Genomic DNA, 19,491 nt, shown 5'->3' on the forward strand with positions numbered 1-19,491 from the left:
TTGGACGTTTGGCGACAGAAAATTACGTCGGGCGCTGTCGAAACGAAATTTCGATCCCGGCACTCCTTCGTGATCGCCTTTGGCTTTACCGCTTTTTCAGCCCTTGGCCCTTGCGCGTCAAACCCCGAAACGGCCATGGTCGCGCTCTTGTCGCAACCAGACTTTCTCAACCAGACAGGGACTTTCCTGATGTTCTTTGCATCCGACAACTGGGCGGGCGTCCATTCCAACATTGCCGCCGGGCTGTCAGCCAACGCCGGCGGCTTTTCGACCGCCTATGGCGATGGCGATCTCGACCGCGCCGTCTACCAGCGTTTCAGCGAGATCTTCGAACGCGAGGTCGCGGTGTTCTTCGTCGCTACCGGCACGGCGGCCAACTCGCTGTCCCTGGCCGCTTACAACAAGCCCGGCGGCATTTCCTTTGCGCACCGCGAATCGCACATCATCGAGGACGAATGCGGCGCGCCGGAATATTTCAGCGGCGGCTCGCGTCTCCATGCTGTCGACGGCGCCCTGGGCAAGATCGACCCGCACAATCTTGAACGGGCCGTCGCCCGTTTCGCACCCGAAATCGTCCATTGGGGACGCCCGACGGCCGTCTCGATCACCCAATCGACCGAAGTCGGCACAGTGTACGGGCTCGACGACATTTCCACCATTTCGGAGATCGCCAAACGCTTTTCCCTGCCGCTGCATATGGACGGCGCCCGTTTTGCCAACGCATTGGTCGCGCTTGAGACGACGCCGGCCGAAATGACCTGGAAGCGCGGCGTCGATATCGTCTCGTTCGGCGGCACCAAGAACGGCTGCTGGTGCGCCGAAGCGGTGGTGCTGTTCGATCTAGACCGCGCCAAGGAGCTGTCCTTCCTGCGCAAGCGCGCCGCACAGCTGTTCTCCAAGTCGCGCTTCATCGCAGCGCAGTTCGACGCCTACTTCACGGACGGCCTGTGGCTGGACACGGCCCGTCATGCCAATGCCATGGCCGCGCGCCTGGCGGCTGCGATCGAGGATTCGGCAACGGCTAAGCTCGCCTGGTTGCCGCAGGCCAACGAGGTGTTCGCGGTGATGAAAAAGGCGGAAGCCGAAAGGCTGCAATCCGTCGGCGCCGCCTTTTACGACTGGCACCGGCCGCACGGCTTCGACGGCCATGTCGGCGAGGACGAGTTGCTCTATCGCTTCGTCACCAGCTTTGCCACGACTTCAGATGAGGTCGATCGCTTCGGCCAGATGATCGCCTGACCCGCGAGACCGCGCCAATGACAAAGCCACCTGTCGGCTCAACCATGCGGCTGGTTCGCCCGGCGCCAAACGTGCTCGGCTTCTACGATGGCCGCATCGACGGCGTTCGCGCCTGGTCGGACGAACCGAACTGGCTGGACGACGGCGCCTATGCCCTCGGCATCTGCCCCTATCCGGTAGTCGATGGGTCGCAGGCGCTTGTCAACGACCCGGATATTTCGCTGCCTCACGCGCGCTTCATCAGGCAGACGCTCGAAGACATGGGGGTCAGCTCGATCCGGGTGGTGCTCAGCCACTGGCATGACGATCATATTGCCGGCAATGAGGTGTTTCAGGATTGCGAGATTATCGCCAACACGCTCACCGCCTCGGCGCTCGCGAACAACCGGGCCGAGATCGAAAGCGGTGTTCCACCGATCAAGCCTCTCGTGCTGCCGAACAGGACCTTCGAAGGCAGTCTTGACCTCACCGTTGGATCGATCGCCGTCGAGCTGCGTCAGGTCGAAATCCACAGCCACGACGGCACCGTGCTGTTCATGCCTGGGAACGGCCTGCTGCTGGCGGGCGACACGCTGGAGGATCCGATCACCTATGTCAGCGAGGCGGATCGGCTGGCGCAACATCTGGTCGATCTCGAACGCATGAGCGGGTGGCCGATAGACCGCATCTTGCCCAATCACGGCTCGCTCGAAGCGATTGAACGAGGCGGCTACGACAAAGGCCTCATCGCCGCCACGCAAGCCTACGTTCAAAAACTGCTTCGCTGCCGGCATGAGCCTGATCTTGCGAAGCAGGATCTGAAAACCTTCGGCGCCGACATGTTCGCCACGGGCGAGGTCGAGTACTTCGCGCTGTACGAGCCCGTCCACCGGCAAAACGTCGAGGCCGTTCTCGCAACCGGCACCGGTCGCTAAGCAAGGAAAGGCCGCGCCAAAAGCTCGAGGCCAAGCAAGATCAGGAAAACAAGAAACCAGCGCCGGAAGGTCGCCGGGCTGATCCGCTGCCGGAGCAACTGTCCGAGCCACATGCCGAGCAAGGCCGGCGCAACCGCCAGCGACGACATGGCGACATGCCCGACCTGGAACGCGCCGTGCGAGGCAAGGCCGGCAGCGAGCGCGATCGTCGACACGGTGAAGGACAGGCCGAGCGCCTGGATCAGATCGTCACGGCTCAAGCCCAGCGCCTGAATGTAAGGTACAGCGGGCACGACGAACACGCCGGTGCCGCCGGTGACGAGGCCGGTAAGGAAACCGACGATGGGCGACGAACATCGCTCGGCTGACGCGGGAACCGTCAACTGCCGCGCCAGCAGCGTATAGACGGCATAGACGATCAGCGCCGCCCCGAGGCCGGCCGTCGTCCATTTGACATTGTCGCTGGCCAGCAGCCATGAGCCGGCCAGCGTGCCGGCGACGATGCCGACCATCATCAGCCACAGCCGCCTGAGGATCCATCCGAAGCTCGGGCCGGCAAACAGCTGCCAGATATTGGTGACGAAGGACGGCACGATCAGCAGCGAAGCCGCGGCGACCGGCGGCATGATTGTGCCCAGCAGCCCCATCGCCAACGTCGGCAGTCCCATACCGGTAACGCCCTTGACGATGCCGGCCAGCAGGAAGGTCACCGCAATGGTTGCCGTTAGGGCCAGGGAAAAATCAGCCGAAAGATCAGACATCGCCCTTCATGGGAAGACGGCGCCCGCCGCAAAAGAGCCAGAACTCTTCGGTTGGGGTGACAGAGGCTGCGGCGAAAAAAAGCGGCGCCTCGCGGCGCCGCTTTCGTCTCGGGAGGAGACGCTTTCAACCTTGGGCGTTGTGACGCCGCCGTCTTGATCACGCGGCGTTCTTGGCCTCGATCTGCTTGGCGTTGGCCGAAGAGGCGGTAATCGCGATCTTGCGCGGCTTCAGCTCCTCGGGGATGTTGCGCTTAAGGTCGACGAAAAGCAGGCCGTTCTTCAGCGTGGCGCCGACGACCTCGACATGGTCGGCAAGCTGGAAGCGGCGCTCGAACGAACGCGAGGCAATGCCGCGGTAGAGCAGCTCGGAGCCTTCGCCATTGCCCTCTTCCTTGCGCTCACCCTTGACGGTCAGCACGTTGCGGTGGGCTTCGATCGAAATCTCTTCGTCCGAGAAGCCGGCAACCGCCATCGAGATGCGATAGGCGTCCTCGCCGGTGCGCTCGATGTTGTAGGGCGGATAGGTCTGCGCGCCATCGGGCTGGGCCAGCGAGTCGAGCATGGTGAACAGGCGGTCGAAGCCGACGGTCGAGCGATAGAGCGGGGAAAAATCAACGTGACGCATGAGGTGTTCTCCTGTTGAGCAACATGTTTGCGTGTGGCCGGTGCGAAACCCTGGAAAGGCGTTTCGGGTGGACCAGCAGCCCCGACATCGGCGGCTGCATCCGACATTTGGGGAGCGCAAAAGCGCATTTCAAGGATTTTTGAAGAGCGCCAATCGAGGCGTCGATGAACGGCAGATGAACCGCTGCTTCGGCGCCCGTTCAGCCGGCCGGCGCTAGAGTGCCCCCAGGATAAAGAACCAGGCGGCGCCGGATGAAAGCGCCGCGACGAGGCCGACCGGGTGTAACGTCCCTTCCTCCCGGATCGACAGAGGCCGGAAGCACGCCGCCGCAGGCTGCTTCCGGCCTTGCTTGTCGTTCGTCCGCCCCCTTGGCGTCCTCCCTTTGCTTTTCATCCATTGGCGTCTATCACCATGCCGACGCCCTGCCGGGTGAGACACCACGAAGACGCAAGCGCCTAATGACGGATCTCTTCCATCCCACGCCAGGCAATCCGCCGCCGCAAAATGTCGCCGGCGGCTTTTTCACCACGCGCGACGGCAAGAAGATCCGCTACGGCCTGTTTGCCGCGGTCACCCGGCCGCTGAAAGGCACTGTCGTGCTGCTGCCCGGCCGCAACGAGTGCATCGAGAAGTATTTCGAAACCATCCGCAACCTGACCGACCGCGGCCTCGGCGTCGCCACGCTCGACTGGCGCGGCCAGGGCGATTCCGACCGGCTGATCGCCGATCCGCAACGCGGCTATGTCCGCTCTTTCTACGATTACACCGGCGACCTCGAACAGTTCTTCGAGGATATCGTGCTGCCCGACTGCCGCGGCCCGTATTACATCCTCGCCCATTCGATGGGCGCCGTAATCGCGCTGCTCGCGGCGCCGTCGATGGTCAACCGGGTGCGTCGCATGGTGCTGATTGCGCCTTTCCTGACGGTGCCCGACTCGCCCGTGTCGGCAAAAACCGCGCGCCGCGTCTGCTCGGTATTGTGCTTTCTCGGCCTCGGCCGGCTCTACGCCGCCTGGGGTCCGCGTCCCAGGGAAACCCTGCCCTTCGCCCTCAACAAGGTGACATCGGACCCCGGGCGCTATCAGCGCAACACGAAAATCTACGAGCACTATCCGCAACTGGCGCTCGGCGGGCCGACGATCCGCTGGCTGCAGGCGGCAATCAAGGCAGGCGAAGCCATCAGTGAGCCCGACTTCATGGCCAGGATCCAGGTGCCGCTGCTGATGATCGCCGCCGGCGCCGATCAGGTCGTCTCGACCAAGGCCGTGGAAGCCTATGCCAGGCGTCTGCGTCTGGGCTCGCTGCTGATGATCGATGGCTCGAAACACGAGATCCTGCAGGAGGCCGATGTCTATCGCGAGCAGTTGCTCGCCGCCTTCGACGCCTTCATACCCGGCAACGACGACCCAACAGCCTGATGCCGCCGGCGCTGCATGTTGCGGCGCCTTGAGCTTGCGCCTGCTGACAGCCTTCTGTCAGGAGCAGCGCCGGCAGCACCCAAAGAGCTAAAGATTCTGACAGCCGGTGCCGCCCCGGAATGCTCATCTCTCCGCATACTGAACGCCAAGGGGATGACGTCATGACCGAGAAAACCTGCGCTGCCTGCGATTGCCAGCTGGACGCCAACCCGATCCGCGTCAAGGTCGGCGGCAAGACCGTCGAGGTCTGCTGCGAGGAATGCGCGATTGCGCTGAACGAAGCCGGCGCCTCAGTGGCCGGCGCCGGCAACGGGGAAGCCTGAGCGATGCGCCCCGATCATGCAGCGCAATGCCTCGCACATCAGCCGACAACTCAAACCGCGACGTTCCGGCGGTCCTTGCGGACACAAGGCATCGCGGCGGCCAACTGGATCGGCCGTCAACTGGAAAGGCGCCGAAGCCGCCTTGCCTTGCTCGAAATGACCGACGAACAGCTCAAGGACATCGGACTGTCGCGCAGCGACGCTCACTGCGAATACATGCGCCGTTTGTGGGACTGAGCCATGGCCGTACGAAGGGCCCGACAGGTGAAGTCTCCTGACAGGTTTGGACAAGCCAATCGCCTAATGTGCCGGAGCAGCTTTCGGCGCAAGGGTAGAATGCAACGGCCATGTCTCAGCTCACCATGTCGCAGTTCACGGTACAGACGCTTCTGGACACCGGCACCGTCAGGGTGAGGGATGTCCTCTGCAGCGGCGAATGCCGGCACAAGAGCGAAGAAGAGTGCACCGCTGCCACGCATCTTGTGTTTCCCTATCGCGGCGTCTTCGTGCGCCATGTCGGCCGCAACGATGCGGTCGCCGAAGCCAACCAGTTGTTGTTCTTCAACAACGCCGAAGGCTACCGGATCAGCCATCCCGTCGAGGGTGGCGATTCCTGCCTCGATCTCGTTGTCGAGGAGGCGCAACTGCAGGAGTTGACGCCGAAGGAGCAGTTGCGCTCGGGCAGCGCCGTGGCGTTTCGTCGTCAGCGCCGCCGCATCGACCCGCGGGCTCAGGCGCTGGTGGCGGTGCTGCGCCACAGCCTGAGCCGCAACATTGCCGAAACGCTGGAGGCCGAAACCCTGGCGCTGACGCTGGTGCGGCGCTCCCTCGGCGAGCGCACCTCGCATGCCGCCGGCGCCAGCGCTGGCCGGCAGAAGCTGGTCGATCGCGCCAAGCTCGTCCTGTCCTCGGATCTTTCGCGGCGCTGGACGCTGGCCGAGATCGCCGCTGAAGTCGGGGTATCACCGGTTTATCTCACGCAGGTTTTCCAGCAGGTCGAGGCGATGCCGCTCTATCGCTACCATCTGCGCCTGCGGCTGGCGCGCGCGCTCGACCTGCTTGGCCGCTACGACAATCTGACCACGCTCGGCCTGGACCTCGGCTTCTCCAGCCACAGCCATTTCAGCTCAGCGTTCAGGCAGGTCTACGGGCGAACGCCGGCGGAATTCCAGCGCTCGATCAAGCCGCGCTGATCGGGTCGACTATCAGCCCCGCAGGGCTGCCATTGCAGCCGCATGAAGCTCCGGCGTTGCGGCGGCCAGGATGTCGCCGCCCTTTTCCGCCGGACCGCCCTCGAATGTGGTGACGACGCCGCCGGCCTTTTCGATGATCGGGATCAGCGCCACGATGTCGTAGGGTTTCAATCCGGGATCGGCGACGATGTCGACGCTGCCGGACGCGATCATGGCAAAGGCGTAGCAATCGGCTCCGTAGCGGGCGAGCTGGATCTGTTTCTCGAACGCGTCGTAGCGGGTGCGCGCCTCGCCCTTGAAAAGCGCCGGCGTGGTGGTGAACAAGGTCGCCTCGTCAAGCTTCGTCCTCTTGCGGGTCGACAGCTTCCGCGGCCCACCGGGGCCTTCGTAGTGGGAGCCGGAAGCGTTGGCGTAGAACAGCTCGCCGGTGAACGGCTGCGCCATCATGCCGGCGACGGCGTCACCGTCGACCGTCAATCCGACCAGCGTTCCCCACACCGGCAAGCCTGAGATGAAGGCGCGGGTACCATCGATCGGATCGATCACCCAGACATGCCTTGAGGAGATGTTTTCGCTGCCATGTTCTTCGCCAAGGATACCGTGATCGGGATACTCAGCCGAGATCAGCGCCCGAATGGCGCGCTCGGCCTCGCGGTCGGCCTCGGTGACCGGGTCGAAACTGCCGTTTTCCTTGTTGGCCACCGCGCCCTGTGCGCGGAAACGCGGCAAGGTTTCAGCCGCCGCCGCTTGCGCGATCCGGCGCATGAAATCGATGCTGATGTCCACGTGATTCTCCCGCATTACAGAGTGCCAACCCCGTCTGCCGGCACTTTCCCGCCAAAACAAGCCGGTTTATCGATTTATCAGAGACATCAGCGTTGCCGAAATGTCACACATCGGGACCATCGAAACGCATTTCCACACCAGAGTGAATTAAAAAAGCGTGGGATCGATTGACATTTGTGCATCGCACAATAAATTTGTTCTCGGACAGGTTTTCCTGTCCATGCCCTCCTTGGGCGTTTCCTCCCTAGACTTCGACCGTGTCGTGCAAACGATGCGGTCTTTTTTTACGCTGCGGGATGGCCAGCGCGGGATTGCATGAACAGCCGCCGCTCCGGCGTCATTCGGCGGCCAGCGGCAGGTCGATGAAGTGGTGGTCGGGCATCGCCATCAGGTCGGCCGAAAAGCGCGCCATATCGTCGGCCAGCGCATCGAAGCCGGCCGATTTCTGGAACGTCCGCTCATTCATGTAGAGGCCGCGATTGACCTCGATCTGCAGCGCATGCAGATGGCGCGCCGGCCGGCCGTAATGCTCGGTGATGAAACCGCCTGCATAGGGTTTGTTGTGGGCGACGGTGTAGCCCATGCCGATGAGCAGGCCGATCGCCGTCTCGGTCAGGGCCGCCGTGGCCGAGATGCCGAAACGGTCGCCGACGATGAAATCCGGCCGCAGGCCGCTGTCGCCCACCCTGATGCTCGCCGGCATCGAATGGCAGTCGATCAGCACGGCATAGCCGAACCTGGCATGGGTTCTGGTCAATAGCCGCTTCAGCGTCTCGTGATAGGGTTTGTAGACCGCCTCTATGCGCTGGACGGCCTCCGCCAGCGGCAGACGGCCGGAATAGATGTCGAGCCCCTCGCCCACCAGCTTGGGCACGGTGCCGAGCCCGCCGGCGACACGCGCCGAGCGGATGTTGCAGAAGGACGGCACCGGCTCGGCGAACATGCGCGGGTCGAGTTCCCAGGGTTCGCGGTTGACGTCGAGGTAAGCGCGCGGAAAATTCGCCGCCAGCATCGGCGCGCCCAGCACCACCGCGCTGCCGAACAGCTCGTCGACATAGCAATCCTCGGAGCGGCGGATGGCGCTCCGGTCGAGCCGCGCCATGGCCAGGAAGCGGTCTGGATAATAGCGGCCGCTATGCGGTGAGTTGAAGACGAAGGGAACGCGCTGCTCGGCGCCCGATCGGATTTCGAAGGGTGGAACGACCGAAAAATCTTCGGCTGCCGTCGTCAATTTGAACGAACCCGGAAACAGCAATGCATCATGATGGGAAACTGCCACCTCATCGGCCGCATGTCCAGCATTTCGGCATGTCAGGAACCCCGTCAAATCAGGATTAATGCAGCCAACGTTCACTTGATGTTTACCGTCAGCTCCTCATATACAGGATGGTTAACGGGCTTGCCGGACGGCAGGCTCGGCTGGGGTGATTCGGACGGGACAAGATGGCACGCATTCTGCTGGCGGAAGACGACGACGACATGCGCCGGTTCCTGGTCAAGGCACTGGAGCGGGCCGGCTATCACGTCAGCGATTTCGACAATGGCGCCAGCGCCTACGAGCGGCTGCGCGAAGAACCTTTCTCCCTGCTGCTGACCGATATCGTCATGCCGGAGATGGACGGCATCGAACTCGCCCGCCGCGCCACCGAGATCGATCCCGACCTCAAGGTGATGTTCATCACCGGTTTCGCGGCCGTCGCGCTCAACCCCGATTCCAAGGCGCCGAAAGACGCCAAGGTGCTGTCCAAGCCCTTCCACCTGCGCGATCTCGTCAATGAGGTCGAAAAAATGCTTCAGGCCGCCTGAAGCGCGCACAGTGTGATCTCGCCGCTTCGTCGGCGGCGCGGCAAAACGAGCCTTTCTTTCCCTTTTCCGGCTATTGACGCGCTGGACCAAAAATGGTGTATGCGCGGCTTCGGATGGGCGTGTAGCTCAGCGGGAGAGCACTGCATTGACATTGCAGGGGTCACAGGTTCAATCCCTGTCACGCCCACCATCCTTTCAATAACTTAGCCAAGCCCGTTTTTGGCGCACCCCTTCGACGACTTAGCCGGTAAGGCGGCCACCGCTTGTGGCAGCCGCCTCGTGTTTGTGGACATTCTAATGCATGGCGCTCAAAAGTGGCCCCGGTTTTGAGACGACGACATGCATAAAAACAAAGGCCTAAAGCGCGTCGCCTGAGTCCGTTCAAACGCGACGCGCTTTAGACGTGGTGCGGACTTAGCGTCCTTGAAGGCGCAGGCTCGATGCCGTCCTCCATAAGAATATCCTTCTTGCGAGCGAACGCGACGAAGACGCCTCGTGCTGTCTCGGGTTCCACATCACCAATCAGAGCGGCTTTGCAAGCGCGAATAGCAGCTCTCTGCTCCGGGCTGTTGCCACACCATTCGGCTGCGAATTGATAAGCATCCGCGACCGTGTTGAGTTGGCGGGGAAAGCCCAATCCCACCCACACCCGGACTGGCTTTTCAAAAGGTTTCGATAGCATCATGACCTCCTTTCCTAATGCATGTCACCCAGAAGTATGCCGCGGTTCTGGGACAACGACATGCATCAAAACAAAGACTTAAAGCGTGTCGCATGAATCGGTTTCAGCGCGACGCGCTTTAGGCAGTCACTCCTCCGCCTTCGCCACCTCTGCCCATCATCCACGGCATTGTCGTGGATACTTCCTCAAGGATTCTGGCTGCTTTCGCAAAACCGCTGAACGCTTCTCTGGCTGCGGAAAGCGGATAATCGCTATCGAAAGCTCGCTGGCAGGCCCGCAATGCGGTTTGGTGAATGGGGCCGCGCCTGTCCTTCGGCCATTCATAGAGGAACTCCAGAGCGTCCTCGAGACACGTGATTTCCTGAACAAGGTTGTCGCCGCTTTTCACGAAAACGGCGCTGTCAAACATCCGATCGTTCATATGATCCTCCAAATTGAACGAACCATTGAGTTTCATGGTTTGCGCGGTCCAGGCCAACTGCAGGCGCGCGACAGAGGCGCGCCAGTACGTCCTGCAGTGATCATCTTCGTTTCTCCGCAATCACAGCCTCCCGGCCGGAACCGGGAGGCGGACCCGCAGTTCAAAGTGTGACAGATCGACAGGATTACGCGGCTTTACGCGCGCGGTCCGTGTCTTGCGTGATCTGAGTGGCGGCCGTTGGCGTGTCGCCGACGCCGATGCTAATGCGGCGCGGTTTCAGCTCTTCGGGAATCTCACGGACGATGTCGATCGAGAGGAGGCCATTCTCCAGTTTGGCTGCCTTGATCTTCATGTGGTCGGCAAGCTTGAACGTCTGCCTGAAACTGCGATAGGCGATGCCCTGGTGCAGCAGCTGGCGTCCGCTCTGATCATCAGCCTTCTGGCCTACCACGACCAGTTCGGGTCCATGCTGGGTCAGCTCAACCTCATCCTGGCTGAAGCCTGCGATGGCCATCGAGATACGGTAATCGTTCTCGTCGACCTTCTCGATGTTATAGGGCGGCCAGTCTGGACGCGTGCCGCTGTCGAGCATGTCGAAAAGCCGGTCGAAACCGACGGTGGTCCGATAGAGGGTATCAAAGGTTCTCATAGCCACATCCTCCTTGAAGCAACATGGGTACAAGGACGCCGCCCCGTGCGGCGCCGCCATTTTTTGCCGAGCCTTATGGCCTTGGCGGAAATCGAATTAGGAGGCGCCCCAAATGAGTTCAAGAGCATCTCGAATTTTTTTTAGTAGCATCCTCCCATCGACGGAAAGCGAAATCTGAGTTTCTCCAGGACCTTCCCTTCGAACAGTCGAACAGCCCCTTGAAGTACAGATCCGGCGGGAAGTTTTCGCGCGATCTGCGCGACCGCATCGTCTACTGCCCCGCCGTCCCGTTTCGTACTCAAATGCCGGCCAGCAAGGAACCGGGTAGCGGCCTTCCGATCCGTAAATCCACCCTGTCGGAGGGCGAAACGTCCCGGCACGTGCCGGGACGTTTCAGGCTCGCGGATCATTGCGGCCGCGGATCGGGCCTGTCGGGCTTGTCATGAGGGGCGTTGCTGCCTTCACGGCACGGGGTGCCGATGCCGCAGCATTTGCCGTTGTAGGTGATACCGGGCTTGGTCTTCTCGCATTCCCTCGGCGGTGCCGTCTGACACCCTGCCAGCACCGAAACCGCGATGGCGGCGAGAAATGCGTTTCTTGAAGTGATAAACATTGACGTTCTCCTTGATGGACCGTGTTTGCTACACACCGCCTGGTCGCGGGCGGCAGCGAAATGGTTCAAGGAAAATTGGAATCAGGCCGCGCCGAGGCGGACATCACCCTTCTCAATATGGTTGAGAAACCACGCATATGTCTGTTCCAATCCATCGCGAAGCGCGTAGCGCGGGCGCCATCCCGTCGCAAACAGCCGCGAAACATCCATCAACTTGCGCGGCGTGCCATCTGCCTTGGTCGTATCGAAGGCGATATCAGCCTCGACGCCGGCGACCGATGCGACGGTCTGGGCAAGCTCGGCAATGGTGACATCCTCGCCCGAACCGACATTGACGTGGCTGTCGCCGGCATAATTCTTCAACAGCCAGACCAAGGCACCGGCGGCGTCGTCGACATGCAGGAATTCACGCCGTGGCGTGCCCGAGCCCCAGACCTCGAGGCTGTTGCCGCCGCTCAGCGCCAGTGCATGCGCCTTTCGCATCAGGGCCGGCACGACATGGCTGGACTGGAGATCGAAATTGTCGCCAGGACCGTAAAGGTTGGCCGGCATCGCCGAGATGTAGTCGACGCCATGCTGGCGCCGATAGGCCTGGCACAGTTTGAGCCCGGCGATCTTGGCGATCGCATACCATTCATTGGTGGGTTCGAGCGGACCGGTCAGCAGCGCGTCTTCCCTGATCGGCTGCGGCGCGAGCTTTGGATAGATGCAGGACGAGCCGAGAAACAAAAGCTTGCCGACCTCGCTGCGAAAGGCGCCGTCAATGACATTGCCCTGCATAACCAGGTTTTGCTGCAGGAAATCGACAGGGAACCGGTCATTGGCCAGGATACCGCCGACTTTGGCGGCCGCCATCACCACCGCATCCGGCCTGTGCTCGGCCATCCAGCGCCGCACCCCTGCCTGGTCGAGCAGGTCGAGCCTGTCGCGCGATACGGTGAGTATCTCGCAGTCCTCGCTCGCCAGCCGGCGCACGACGGCCGAACCGACCATACCGCGATGCCCGGCGACGAAGACACGCTTGCCTTTCAGATCAAATGTCGCGTCCATGAACCTGCCTCACGCAGAACGGCTGTTCTGCCGCGTGCCGCCGGCGGTGCGCGCCAGATCGGCCTGCACCATTTCCGCCACCAGATCCCTGAAGCCGGTCGTGTGCGACCACCCCAGCCTGGCTTTGGCCTTGGCGGGGTCGCCGAGCAGCAGGTCGACCTCGGTCGGCCGGAAATAGCGCGGATCGATGCGCACCAGGACAGTGCCCGAACCGGCATCGACACCGACTTCATCGACACCCTCGCCTTGCCAGCGGATGGTGCGGCCGGTCTCGGCAAACGCCAGCTCGACGAATTCGCGCACCGAATGCGCCTCGCCGGTCGCCAGCACGAAATCGTCGGCTTCGCTGTGCTGCAGAATGCGCCACATGCCCTCCACATAGTCGCGCGCATGGCCCCAATCACGCTTGGCGTCGAGATTGCCGAGATAGAGCGTGTCCTGCAGGCCATGATGGATCGAGGCGACGGCCCGCGTAATCTTGCGGGTGACGAAGGTCTCGCCGCGTGTCGGGCTTTCGTGGTTGAACAGGATGCCGTTGGCGGCGAACATGCCGTAAGCCTCGCGGTAGTTGACCGTGATCCAGTAGGCGTAAAGCTTGGCCGCGGCATAGGGCGAGCGCGGATGGAAGGGCGTCGCCTCGCTTTGCGGGACCTCGCGCGCCTTGCCGTAAAGCTCCGACGTCGATGCCTGATAGAAGCGCACCGACTTCTCCAGGCGCAGGATGCGGATCGCCTCGAGCAGCCTGAGTGTTCCCAGCGCATCGGCATTGCCGGTGTATTCCGGCGTCTCGAAACTCACCTGGACATGACTCTGGGCGCCGAGATTGTAGATCTCGCCGGGCTGTGTCTCCTGCACCAGGCGAATAAGGTTGGTCGCGTCGGTCAGGTCGCCATAATGCAGGAAGAAACGCGCACCGCGCTCGTGCGGATCGACATAGATGTCGTCAACGCGCTCGGTGTTGAACGAGGACGAGCGGCGTTTGACGCCATGGACAATATAGCCCTTCTGCAGAAGCAATTCTGCGAGATAGGCCCCGTCCTGCCCGGTAACCCCGGTGATGAGCGCCACTTTTTCCGTCATTGCCGCTCCGTCCGCATCCAATCCCGGCAACCGAATACAGATTTGGCGCGAGAACGCAAATCCCCCATACGGGGGACAGGTTTCAGCCAGCGATTGTGTCGTTCTCAGGCACCTGCAACCGCGCAGAAATGCTTCATCCTGGCCAGCGCAAGCTCGGGATCGGCGAGCAACCCTGCCTGGTCGGCAAGGCGGAAGATGTCGGCATAGTGCAGGATGCCGCGCGCCGACTGCATGCCGCCGACCATGGCGAAATGGTCCTGATGGCCGTTGAGCCAGGCCATGAAGACGATGCCGGCCTTGTAATACTCCGTCGGCGCCTCGAAGATCTTGCGCGACAACGGCACTGTCGGCGCCATCAGCGCGTCAAATCCGGCGCGGTCGCCGTCAGCCAGTTTCGCGAGCGCCGCACTGGCGACTGGCGCGATGGCGTCGAATATGCCGAGCAAGGCGTGCGAGTGCCGCTTCCCGTCGCCGGCAATCAGTTCGGGATAGTTGAAATCGTCGCCGGTGAACATGACGACGCCTTCCGGCAACCGGTTGCGCAAGGCAACTTCCTTGCCGGCATCGAGCAGGGAAATCTTTATCCCCTCGACCTTGCCGGCATGGCGCTCGATGATGGCGACGACGGTGTCGAGCGCGGCCTCGAAATTGCCGCTGCCCCAATAACCTTTCAGTGCAGGATCGAACATGTCGCCCAGCCAGTGCAGGATGACCTTGCCGGATGCCTGGCTGAGGATGCGATCGTAGACCCTGATATAGTCGTCCGGACCCTTTGCGACCGCTGCCAGCGCCCGGCTGGCCATCATGATCGCCTTGCCGCCCTCGCCTTCAATGAAAGCGAACTGCTCCTCATAGGCGGCGATCACATCTTCGAGTGATCTCGAATTGGCCGGCGCCAGATGATCGGTGCCGGCGCCCGAGGAGAGGTCTGCGCCTTCGACGCTGCGCGCCTCGGCGATCGAGCGGCGGATCAATTCCTGCGCATTCGCCCAGTCGAAACCCATGCCGCGCTGGGAGGTGTCCATCGCCTCGGCGATGCGGAAGCCAAGCCGCCACAAATGATGCCGAAACGCCATCGTCTTGTCCCAATCGACCGCAGGCTTCGACCAGGGGTCGGTCATCGCGAAAGGATCGGCGACGACGTGGGCCGCGGCATAGGCGATGCGCGGGAAAACCGCACCGATTACGGGCTCGACCGGACTGCCCGCGAGCTTGTAGCTGACGCGGCCGCCATTCTGCGTAGGCAGGGTGATATCCATGGCAACCTCCGTTTTCGGCATCCTATAAATGGAACGTTCCAATAAATCAAGAACCTTTATGATTGCGGCGATTGAACCGGTCCAAATGCCAAGAAGGCTAAGAGTCCTTGCTAGGAACCACATTCATCACCTTTTCGACCTCCGCAAGAATCCCGATTGACTCTCGGTTGGCAGAGTGATTAGAACGTTCCAATAGATTTGCCCATCTAAGCGGAGGAAACCACCGACATGGCCAGCCGGGCCAAGGCAACGATCCTGGACATCGCCCGCGAGGCTGGTGTGTCCAAATCGACGGTGTCGCTTGTGCTGCAAGGCTCAGGGCTGATCCGGCCTGAAACCGCGGTCAAGGTTCGCAAGGCGATCGAGGATGTCGGCTATGTCTACAACCGCGGCGCCGCCAATCTGCGCAAAGCCCATTCCAACGTCATCGGCATGGTCATCAACGATCTCACCAACCCCTTTTTCGCCGAGCTGGCGGTCGGCATGGAGCGCGTCTTCCAGTCGGCCGGCATCGTGCCCTTCATCGCCAACACGGCGGAGAACCCGGTGCGCCAGGAAGAAGTGCTGAAGTCGCTGATGGAACAGGGCGTCGCAGGCCTGATCGTGTCACCGGCACGCGGCACCACGCCGGGCGCCTTCCGTCGCCTCGAGATGGCGGGCGTGCCGGTCGTCTTCGCCATGCGCCGCCTGCCGGACAGCCGCATCCCGGTGATCGCTCCTGACAACCATCGCGGCGCGTATCTCGCCGCCGCCCATCTGATCGGCAAGGGCCATCGCTGGCTGGCCTTCTTCGGCGGCACCTCCGACCTGGTCGTCTATCAGGAGCGCCTGGGCGGTTTTCGTGAAGCTTGCGAAACATTGGGCATTGCCAGGCGCGACGTGCTTGTCGTCGAAGGCGAGACCAGCCGCAGGGGCGGCATCGCGTGCCTGGAAACCGCCCTTGCCATGGCCGAGCCGCCGACGGCGGCACTGTGCTTCAACGATGCCGTCGCCTTCGGCGTCATGCTGGCGCTGCGCAAGCGCGGGCTGGAGCCCGGCGCGGACTTTGCCGTCGTCGGCTTCGACGACGTGGTCGAGGCCGAGCATTATATGCCGGCGCTGACCAGCGTCTCGGTGGACACACCCGGCCTCGGCGAACGCGCCGCCCACGTCATGCTGAAGATGATCCAGTCGCGCATCACGCATGCCGAGGACCATATCGGCGCCGTCAATCTGGTCGTCAGGGACAGCTGCGGTCCCGATCGCGGCACCCAGGACACATCAGCAGGAATGGGAGACGCGGCATGAGCGTCAAATGGGGACTGATCGGCGCCAGCACGATCGCCAAACAGTTCATGATCAACGCCATTCGCGCGCAAGAGGGTGGCGAAATATCAGCGGTGATGAGCTCCAGCCCGGAGCGCGCCAAGACCTATGCCGATGAACACAACGTCCCGCTTGCCGTCTCGACGCTCGATGACCTGCTCAGCGCCGACATCGACGCCGTCTACATCTCGACCACCAATGAACTGCATCTCGAACAGGCGCTGGCCGCGATCGACGCGGGAAAGCATGTTCTGTGCGAAAAGCCGCTGGCGCTGAACAGCGCCGACGCGCGCACAATGGTCGCCGCCGCCAAGGAAGCCGGTGTCGTGCTTGGCACCAATCATCATCTGCGCAATGCCGGCGCCCACCGCGCCATGCGCGACGCCATATCAGCCGGCCATATCGGCAAGCCGATTGCCGCGCGCGTCTTCCATTCCGTCTATTTGCCGGAAAACCTGCAGGGCTGGCGCATTACCAAGCCTGAGGCCGGCGGCGGCGTGGTGCTCGACATCACCGTGCATGATGCCGACACGCTGCGCTTCGTGCTCGGCGACGACCCGGTCGAGATTTCGGCCTTCACCCAGTTGGCCGGCATGGCCGGCAGCGGGCTGGAAGACGGTGCCATGTGCATCTGGCGCTTCAGGTCCGGTTTGATTGCCCAGTCGCATGAAGGCTTCACAACCAAGTTCGCCGATACCGGCTTTGAGGTGCATGGTTCCGAAGGTTCGCTGATCGCAAAAAATGTGATGACGCAGAAGCCAGTCGGCTCGGTGCTGCTACGCACCGCCAAAGGCGAGGAAGAACTGAGCTTCGACCGAGAAGACCTCTACGCCAGGTCGCTGCGCCAGTTCCATGCCGCCATGCGTGGAGAAGGCCAGCCCTCCGCCACCGGCGAGGACGGCGTCTGGTCGCTGGCGTCGGCCGAAGCAGCGTTGCTGTCCGGGAAATCCGGCAAGGCGGTTGCCATCGAGCCGAAACTCGGGAGCGCCAAGTGAGCAAGCTCGTCTCCGCTCAGCAGGCCGCCAACCTCATCAAGGACGGCATGACCGTGTCGGTCTCGTCGTCGAGCGGGCTCGGCTGCCCGGACGCCGTGCTCGCCGCCATCGGCGGGCGCTTCGACGCGGAAGGCCATCCGAAAAATATCACCACGCTGCACCCTATCGCCGCCGGCGACATGTATGGCATCAAGGGCATCGACCATCTGGCCAAGCCCGGTTTGTTGAAGCGCACGCTCTGCGGCTCCTATCCCTCGGGCCCCTCCTCGTCCGAGCCGCCGCAGATCTGGAAGATGATCGGCGACAATTCGGTCGCCGCCTACAATGTGCCGTCGGGCATCCTGTTCGACATGCACCGCGAGGCCGCCGCCAAGCGGCCGGGTGTGCTGACCAAGGTCGGCCTTGACACTTTTGCCGACCCGCGCCACCAGGGCTGCGCCATGAACGCGGCTGCAAGCGAGCCGATCGTCTCGGTGCAGCAGTTCGACGGCGAGGAATGGCTCTATTTCCGCTCGATCGTGCCCAACATTTCGATCATCCGCGCTACCACCGCCGACGAGCGCGGCAACCTGACCTATGAACATGAGGGCGCCTATCTCGGCGGCCTCGAACAGGCGCTTGCCGCGCGCAACAATGGCGGCATCGTCATTGCGCAGGTCAAGCGCGTCGTCGAGAACGGCACGCTGAAGCCGCATGACGTGCGCGTGCCCGGCGTGCTGGTAGACCACATCGTGGTGGCGCCGGACCAGTTGCAGACGACGCTGACGCCTTACGACCCGGCGATTTCGGGCGAGATCTTCCGCCCGCTGTCAAGCTTTCGCAACGCCGAAATGAACATCCAGAAAGTAATCGCGCGCCGCGTCGCCATGGAGTTGCGCGATGGCATGGCCGTCAATATCGGCTTCGGCATCTCGGCCAATGTGCCGCGTATCCTTCTCGAGGAAGGCCAGCACGGCAAGGTCACCTGGGTGATCGAGCAGGGCGCGGTCGGCGGCGTGCCGCTGCTCGACTTCAAGTTCGGCTGCGCTTCCAACGCCGAGGCGATCATGCCCTCGCCGCACCAGTTCATCTATTTCCAGGCCGGCGGCTTCGATGCCTCGCTGCTCTCCTTCTTGCAGATCGACCGCCATGGCTCCGTCAACGTGTCGAAACTCTCGGCCCGGCCACATGTCACCGCCGGGGCCGGCGGCTTTGTCGACATCACGGCACGGGCGAAAAAGATCGTCTTCTCCGGCTTCTTCAATGCCGGCGCAAAACTGTCGCTCGCCGATGGCGGCATCCGCATCGATGCAGAAGGCAAGGTCAAGAAGGTGGTCAACGAGGTCGAACACATCTCCTTCTCCGGCAAGCGCGCCGTCGCGCAAGGGCAGGACATCACCTACGTCACCGAGCGCTGCGTGATGAAGCTGACGCCGGACGGTCTGATGGTGACGGAACTGGCGCCCGGCATCGACCTCGAACGCGATGTGCTGGCGCAGTCAGAGATTCCGCTCGGCATCGCCAACGATCTCAAGGTCACGCCGGCGGCTCTCTATCAGGACCGGCCGATCGGCCTGTCGCTGAATGGTGGCGCTTCGCTCGGAGGCGCGCATGGCTGAGCGCCTCGTCACCTTCGAGCAGGACGGCGCCATCGGCATCGTCACGCTGCGCCGGCCGGAGAAGTTCAACGCGCTGGACATTCCGATGCTGCGCGCGCTCGAGACAGCGCTCGACGAAGCCGAAATGGCTGAAGGCGTGCGCGTCGTGCTGATCCGCGGCGAAGGCAAAGGCTTTTGCGCCGGCGGCGATGTCGAGGCCTGGGCACAAATGAGCGCTGCCGACTTTCAGGTGCAATGGGTGCGCTACGGCCACCGTGTCTTCGACCGACTGGCGCGGCTGCGGCAGCCGACCATCGCGGTGCTTTCCGGCCATGCGCTGGGTGGCGGGCTGGAGCTGGCGGTCGCCTGCGACTTCCGTGTCGCCGAAACGCAGGTGAAGCTCGGCTTTCCCGAGACATCGATCGGCGTCGTCCCCGGTTGGTCCGGCACGCAGCGCGCCGTGCGCCGCTTTGGGGCCCAGATCGTGCGCCGCATGGCACTCGGCGGCGAGCTCTTTGCCGCCTCCGACGCGCTTGCCCTCGGCGTCGTTGACCGCGTGGTCGAGACCGGCCAGGCGCTGGCAGAGGCCAGGACTTGGGCCGAAAAAATCGCCGGGCGCGGGCCGCTCGCAACCGAAGCCGCCAAGCTGATGATCGCAGTCGCCGAAGGCGAGGAAAGTGCGGCCGCCACCGAGGCGCTCGCCAGCGGCTTCGTTGCGCTGACCGGCGACCTCAAAGCCGGCGTGAGCGCCTTCAAGGCCAAGCAGAAGCCGGCCTTTTCAAGATCCTAGAGAAA

General features: G+C 62.7%; 22 protein-coding genes and 1 tRNA gene. 12 read left to right on the top strand and 11 right to left on the bottom strand.

All coding sequences use genetic code 11. From position 1 onward, the window contains the following. Positions 1-189 precede the first annotated feature (189 nt). Positions 190-1,239, top strand: coding sequence for a threonine aldolase family protein (locus NKH22_RS11390; RefSeq protein ID WP_023686416.1), 1,050 nt, complete (start codon positions 190-192; stop codon positions 1,237-1,239). Positions 1,240-1,256: 17 nt separating this feature from the next. Then, positions 1,257-2,153 (top strand): MBL fold metallo-hydrolase, encoded by an 897-nt coding sequence (locus NKH22_RS11395; RefSeq protein ID WP_352909564.1) that lies wholly within the window; start codon positions 1,257-1,259, stop codon positions 2,151-2,153. Here NKH22_RS11395 and NKH22_RS11400 read toward each other — a convergent pair. Together NKH22_RS11400 and NKH22_RS11405 are read right to left on the bottom strand one after the other, a co-directional pair. Continuing rightward, entirely contained in the window at positions 2,150-2,914 is a 765-nt protein-coding gene (locus tag NKH22_RS11400) for a sulfite exporter TauE/SafE family protein (protein WP_352909566.1), read from the bottom strand. The two genes, NKH22_RS11395 and NKH22_RS11400, sit on opposite strands and share 4 nt — an antisense overlap. A gap of 157 nt (positions 2,915-3,071) precedes the next feature. Beyond that, entirely contained in the window at positions 3,072-3,539 is a 468-nt protein-coding gene (locus NKH22_RS11405) for an Hsp20 family protein (protein ID WP_023671202.1), read from the bottom strand. A 458-nt stretch (positions 3,540-3,997) separates the two neighbouring features. Between NKH22_RS11405 and NKH22_RS11410 the strand changes: the two genes are divergently transcribed. From NKH22_RS11410 to NKH22_RS11425, 4 genes are all read left to right on the top strand, one after another. Continuing rightward, a complete protein-coding gene (locus NKH22_RS11410; RefSeq protein ID WP_023704020.1) occupies positions 3,998-4,957 on the top strand; it encodes an alpha/beta fold hydrolase in 960 nt (319 codons plus the stop codon). Between the two features lie 161 nt (positions 4,958-5,118). Beyond that, positions 5,119-5,280, top strand: a complete 162-nt coding sequence (locus NKH22_RS11415; RefSeq protein ID WP_023695699.1) for a hypothetical protein — start codon at positions 5,119-5,121, stop codon at positions 5,278-5,280. Between the two features lie 3 nt (positions 5,281-5,283). After that, positions 5,284-5,517: a DUF1127 domain-containing protein gene (locus NKH22_RS11420; protein ID WP_023671199.1), complete on the top strand. Its 234-nt coding sequence runs from the start codon at positions 5,284-5,286 to the stop codon at positions 5,515-5,517. 125 nt (positions 5,518-5,642) lie between these two features. Continuing rightward, positions 5,643-6,473, top strand: a complete 831-nt coding sequence (locus NKH22_RS11425) for a helix-turn-helix domain-containing protein (protein ID WP_352909594.1) — start codon at positions 5,643-5,645, stop codon at positions 6,471-6,473. Between the two features lie 12 nt (positions 6,474-6,485). On the opposite strand, the gene hisN is transcribed toward NKH22_RS11425, so the two are convergent. Continuing rightward, a complete protein-coding gene (gene hisN, locus NKH22_RS11430; RefSeq protein ID WP_352909568.1) occupies positions 6,486-7,259 on the bottom strand; it encodes a histidinol-phosphatase in 774 nt (257 codons plus the stop codon). Between the two features lie 337 nt (positions 7,260-7,596). Continuing rightward, complete coding sequence (locus NKH22_RS11435; RefSeq protein ID WP_352650546.1) at positions 7,597-8,538, bottom strand: N-formylglutamate amidohydrolase; 942 nt, start codon at positions 8,536-8,538, stop codon at positions 7,597-7,599. A 164-nt stretch (positions 8,539-8,702) separates the two neighbouring features. On the opposite strand from NKH22_RS11435, the gene cpdR reads away from it, so the two are divergent. Together cpdR and NKH22_RS11445 are read left to right on the top strand one after the other, a co-directional pair. Next, a complete protein-coding gene (cpdR, locus tag NKH22_RS11440; RefSeq protein WP_023671195.1) occupies positions 8,703-9,065 on the top strand; it encodes a cell cycle two-component system response regulator CpdR in 363 nt (120 codons plus the stop codon). A 115-nt stretch (positions 9,066-9,180) separates the two neighbouring features. Beyond that, positions 9,181-9,255, top strand: a tRNA-Val gene (locus tag NKH22_RS11445). A 207-nt stretch (positions 9,256-9,462) separates the two neighbouring features. On the opposite strand, the gene NKH22_RS11450 is transcribed toward NKH22_RS11445, so the two are convergent. The 7 genes from NKH22_RS11450 to NKH22_RS11480 form a co-directional block, all read right to left on the bottom strand. Beyond that, positions 9,463-9,750: a DUF982 domain-containing protein gene (locus NKH22_RS11450; protein WP_245260022.1), complete on the bottom strand. Its 288-nt coding sequence runs from the start codon at positions 9,748-9,750 to the stop codon at positions 9,463-9,465. A gap of 115 nt (positions 9,751-9,865) precedes the next feature. After that, on the bottom strand, positions 9,866-10,288 hold the full coding sequence (locus tag NKH22_RS11455; protein ID WP_348625649.1) for a DUF982 domain-containing protein: 423 nt from the start codon (positions 10,286-10,288) through the stop codon (positions 9,866-9,868). 64 nt (positions 10,289-10,352) lie between these two features. Next, positions 10,353-10,817 carry an Hsp20 family protein gene (locus tag NKH22_RS11460; protein WP_023671192.1) on the bottom strand — a complete coding sequence of 155 codons (465 nt, stop codon included), beginning with the start codon at positions 10,815-10,817 and terminating at the stop codon, positions 10,353-10,355. 406 nt (positions 10,818-11,223) lie between these two features. Beyond that, the gene (locus NKH22_RS11465) at positions 11,224-11,430 is read right to left on the bottom strand and encodes a hypothetical protein (RefSeq protein WP_352594578.1); all 207 of its coding nucleotides are present in this window, start codon (positions 11,428-11,430) and stop codon (positions 11,224-11,226) included. A gap of 81 nt (positions 11,431-11,511) precedes the next feature. Next, positions 11,512-12,480: a GDP-L-fucose synthase gene (gene fcl, locus NKH22_RS11470; protein WP_023701026.1), complete on the bottom strand. Its 969-nt coding sequence runs from the start codon at positions 12,478-12,480 to the stop codon at positions 11,512-11,514. Positions 12,481-12,489: 9 nt separating this feature from the next. After that, positions 12,490-13,560, bottom strand: a complete 1,071-nt coding sequence (gene gmd, locus NKH22_RS11475) for a GDP-mannose 4,6-dehydratase (protein WP_023701025.1) — start codon at positions 13,558-13,560, stop codon at positions 12,490-12,492. Between the two features lie 104 nt (positions 13,561-13,664). Continuing rightward, entirely contained in the window at positions 13,665-14,819 is a 1,155-nt protein-coding gene (locus tag NKH22_RS11480) for a dihydrodipicolinate synthase family protein (protein ID WP_023725193.1), read from the bottom strand. 228 nt (positions 14,820-15,047) lie between these two features. Here NKH22_RS11480 and NKH22_RS11485 point away from each other — a divergent pair, with 228 nt between their 5' ends. The 4 genes from NKH22_RS11485 to NKH22_RS11500 are packed head-to-tail and all read left to right on the top strand — an operon-like array spanning position 15,048 to position 19,486. Next, positions 15,048-16,106: a LacI family DNA-binding transcriptional regulator gene (locus NKH22_RS11485; RefSeq protein WP_352909569.1), complete on the top strand. Its 1,059-nt coding sequence runs from the start codon at positions 15,048-15,050 to the stop codon at positions 16,104-16,106. Next, positions 16,103-17,119, top strand: a complete 1,017-nt coding sequence (locus NKH22_RS11490; RefSeq protein WP_352909570.1) for a Gfo/Idh/MocA family protein — start codon at positions 16,103-16,105, stop codon at positions 17,117-17,119. Before NKH22_RS11485 ends, NKH22_RS11490 begins: the two co-directional genes overlap by 4 nt. Then, entirely contained in the window at positions 17,116-18,717 is a 1,602-nt protein-coding gene (locus tag NKH22_RS11495) for an acyl CoA:acetate/3-ketoacid CoA transferase (RefSeq protein WP_023747126.1), read from the top strand. The genes NKH22_RS11490 and NKH22_RS11495 overlap by 4 nt, the downstream gene beginning before the upstream one ends. After that, positions 18,710-19,486 carry an enoyl-CoA hydratase/isomerase family protein gene (locus tag NKH22_RS11500; protein WP_023671185.1) on the top strand — a complete coding sequence of 259 codons (777 nt, stop codon included), beginning with the start codon at positions 18,710-18,712 and terminating at the stop codon, positions 19,484-19,486. The genes NKH22_RS11495 and NKH22_RS11500 overlap by 8 nt, the downstream gene beginning before the upstream one ends. The last annotated feature ends 5 nt before the right edge of the window (positions 19,487-19,491 follow it).

It is taken from the genome of Mesorhizobium sp. M1252 (assembly GCF_040318265.1).
GTDB lineage: Bacteria > Pseudomonadota > Alphaproteobacteria > Rhizobiales > Rhizobiaceae > Mesorhizobium.

Excerpts from the sequence above, each read along its gene's own strand:
- NKH22_RS11490 (WP_352909570.1), top strand. The coding sequence starts at position 16,103 with ATGAGCGTCAAATGGGGACTGATCGGCGCCAGCACGATCGCCAAACAG.
- NKH22_RS11450 (WP_245260022.1), bottom strand. The coding sequence starts at position 9,750 with ATGATGCTATCGAAACCTTTTGAAAAGCCAGTCCGGGTGTGGGTGGGA.
- cpdR (WP_023671195.1), top strand. The coding sequence starts at position 8,703 with ATGGCACGCATTCTGCTGGCGGAAGACGACGACGACATGCGCCGGTTC.
- NKH22_RS11420 (WP_023671199.1), top strand. The coding sequence starts at position 5,284 with ATGCGCCCCGATCATGCAGCGCAATGCCTCGCACATCAGCCGACAACT.
- NKH22_RS11485 (WP_352909569.1), top strand. The coding sequence starts at position 15,048 with ATGGCCAGCCGGGCCAAGGCAACGATCCTGGACATCGCCCGCGAGGCT.
- NKH22_RS11410 (WP_023704020.1), top strand. The coding sequence starts at position 3,998 with ATGACGGATCTCTTCCATCCCACGCCAGGCAATCCGCCGCCGCAAAAT.
- NKH22_RS11425 (WP_352909594.1), top strand. The coding sequence starts at position 5,643 with ATGTCGCAGTTCACGGTACAGACGCTTCTGGACACCGGCACCGTCAGG.
- gmd (WP_023701025.1), bottom strand. The coding sequence starts at position 13,560 with ATGACGGAAAAAGTGGCGCTCATCACCGGGGTTACCGGGCAGGACGGG.
- NKH22_RS11405 (WP_023671202.1), bottom strand. The coding sequence starts at position 3,539 with ATGCGTCACGTTGATTTTTCCCCGCTCTATCGCTCGACCGTCGGCTTC.
- NKH22_RS11500 (WP_023671185.1), top strand. The coding sequence starts at position 18,710 with ATGGCTGAGCGCCTCGTCACCTTCGAGCAGGACGGCGCCATCGGCATC.
- fcl (WP_023701026.1), bottom strand. The coding sequence starts at position 12,480 with ATGGACGCGACATTTGATCTGAAAGGCAAGCGTGTCTTCGTCGCCGGG.
- NKH22_RS11480 (WP_023725193.1), bottom strand. The coding sequence starts at position 14,819 with ATGGATATCACCCTGCCTACGCAGAATGGCGGCCGCGTCAGCTACAAG.
- NKH22_RS11465 (WP_352594578.1), bottom strand. The coding sequence starts at position 11,430 with ATGTTTATCACTTCAAGAAACGCATTTCTCGCCGCCATCGCGGTTTCG.
- NKH22_RS11390 (WP_023686416.1), top strand. The coding sequence starts at position 190 with ATGTTCTTTGCATCCGACAACTGGGCGGGCGTCCATTCCAACATTGCC.
- NKH22_RS11400 (WP_352909566.1), bottom strand. The coding sequence starts at position 2,914 with ATGTCTGATCTTTCGGCTGATTTTTCCCTGGCCCTAACGGCAACCATT.
- NKH22_RS11395 (WP_352909564.1), top strand. The coding sequence starts at position 1,257 with ATGACAAAGCCACCTGTCGGCTCAACCATGCGGCTGGTTCGCCCGGCG.
- NKH22_RS11460 (WP_023671192.1), bottom strand. The coding sequence starts at position 10,817 with ATGAGAACCTTTGATACCCTCTATCGGACCACCGTCGGTTTCGACCGG.
- NKH22_RS11415 (WP_023695699.1), top strand. The coding sequence starts at position 5,119 with ATGACCGAGAAAACCTGCGCTGCCTGCGATTGCCAGCTGGACGCCAAC.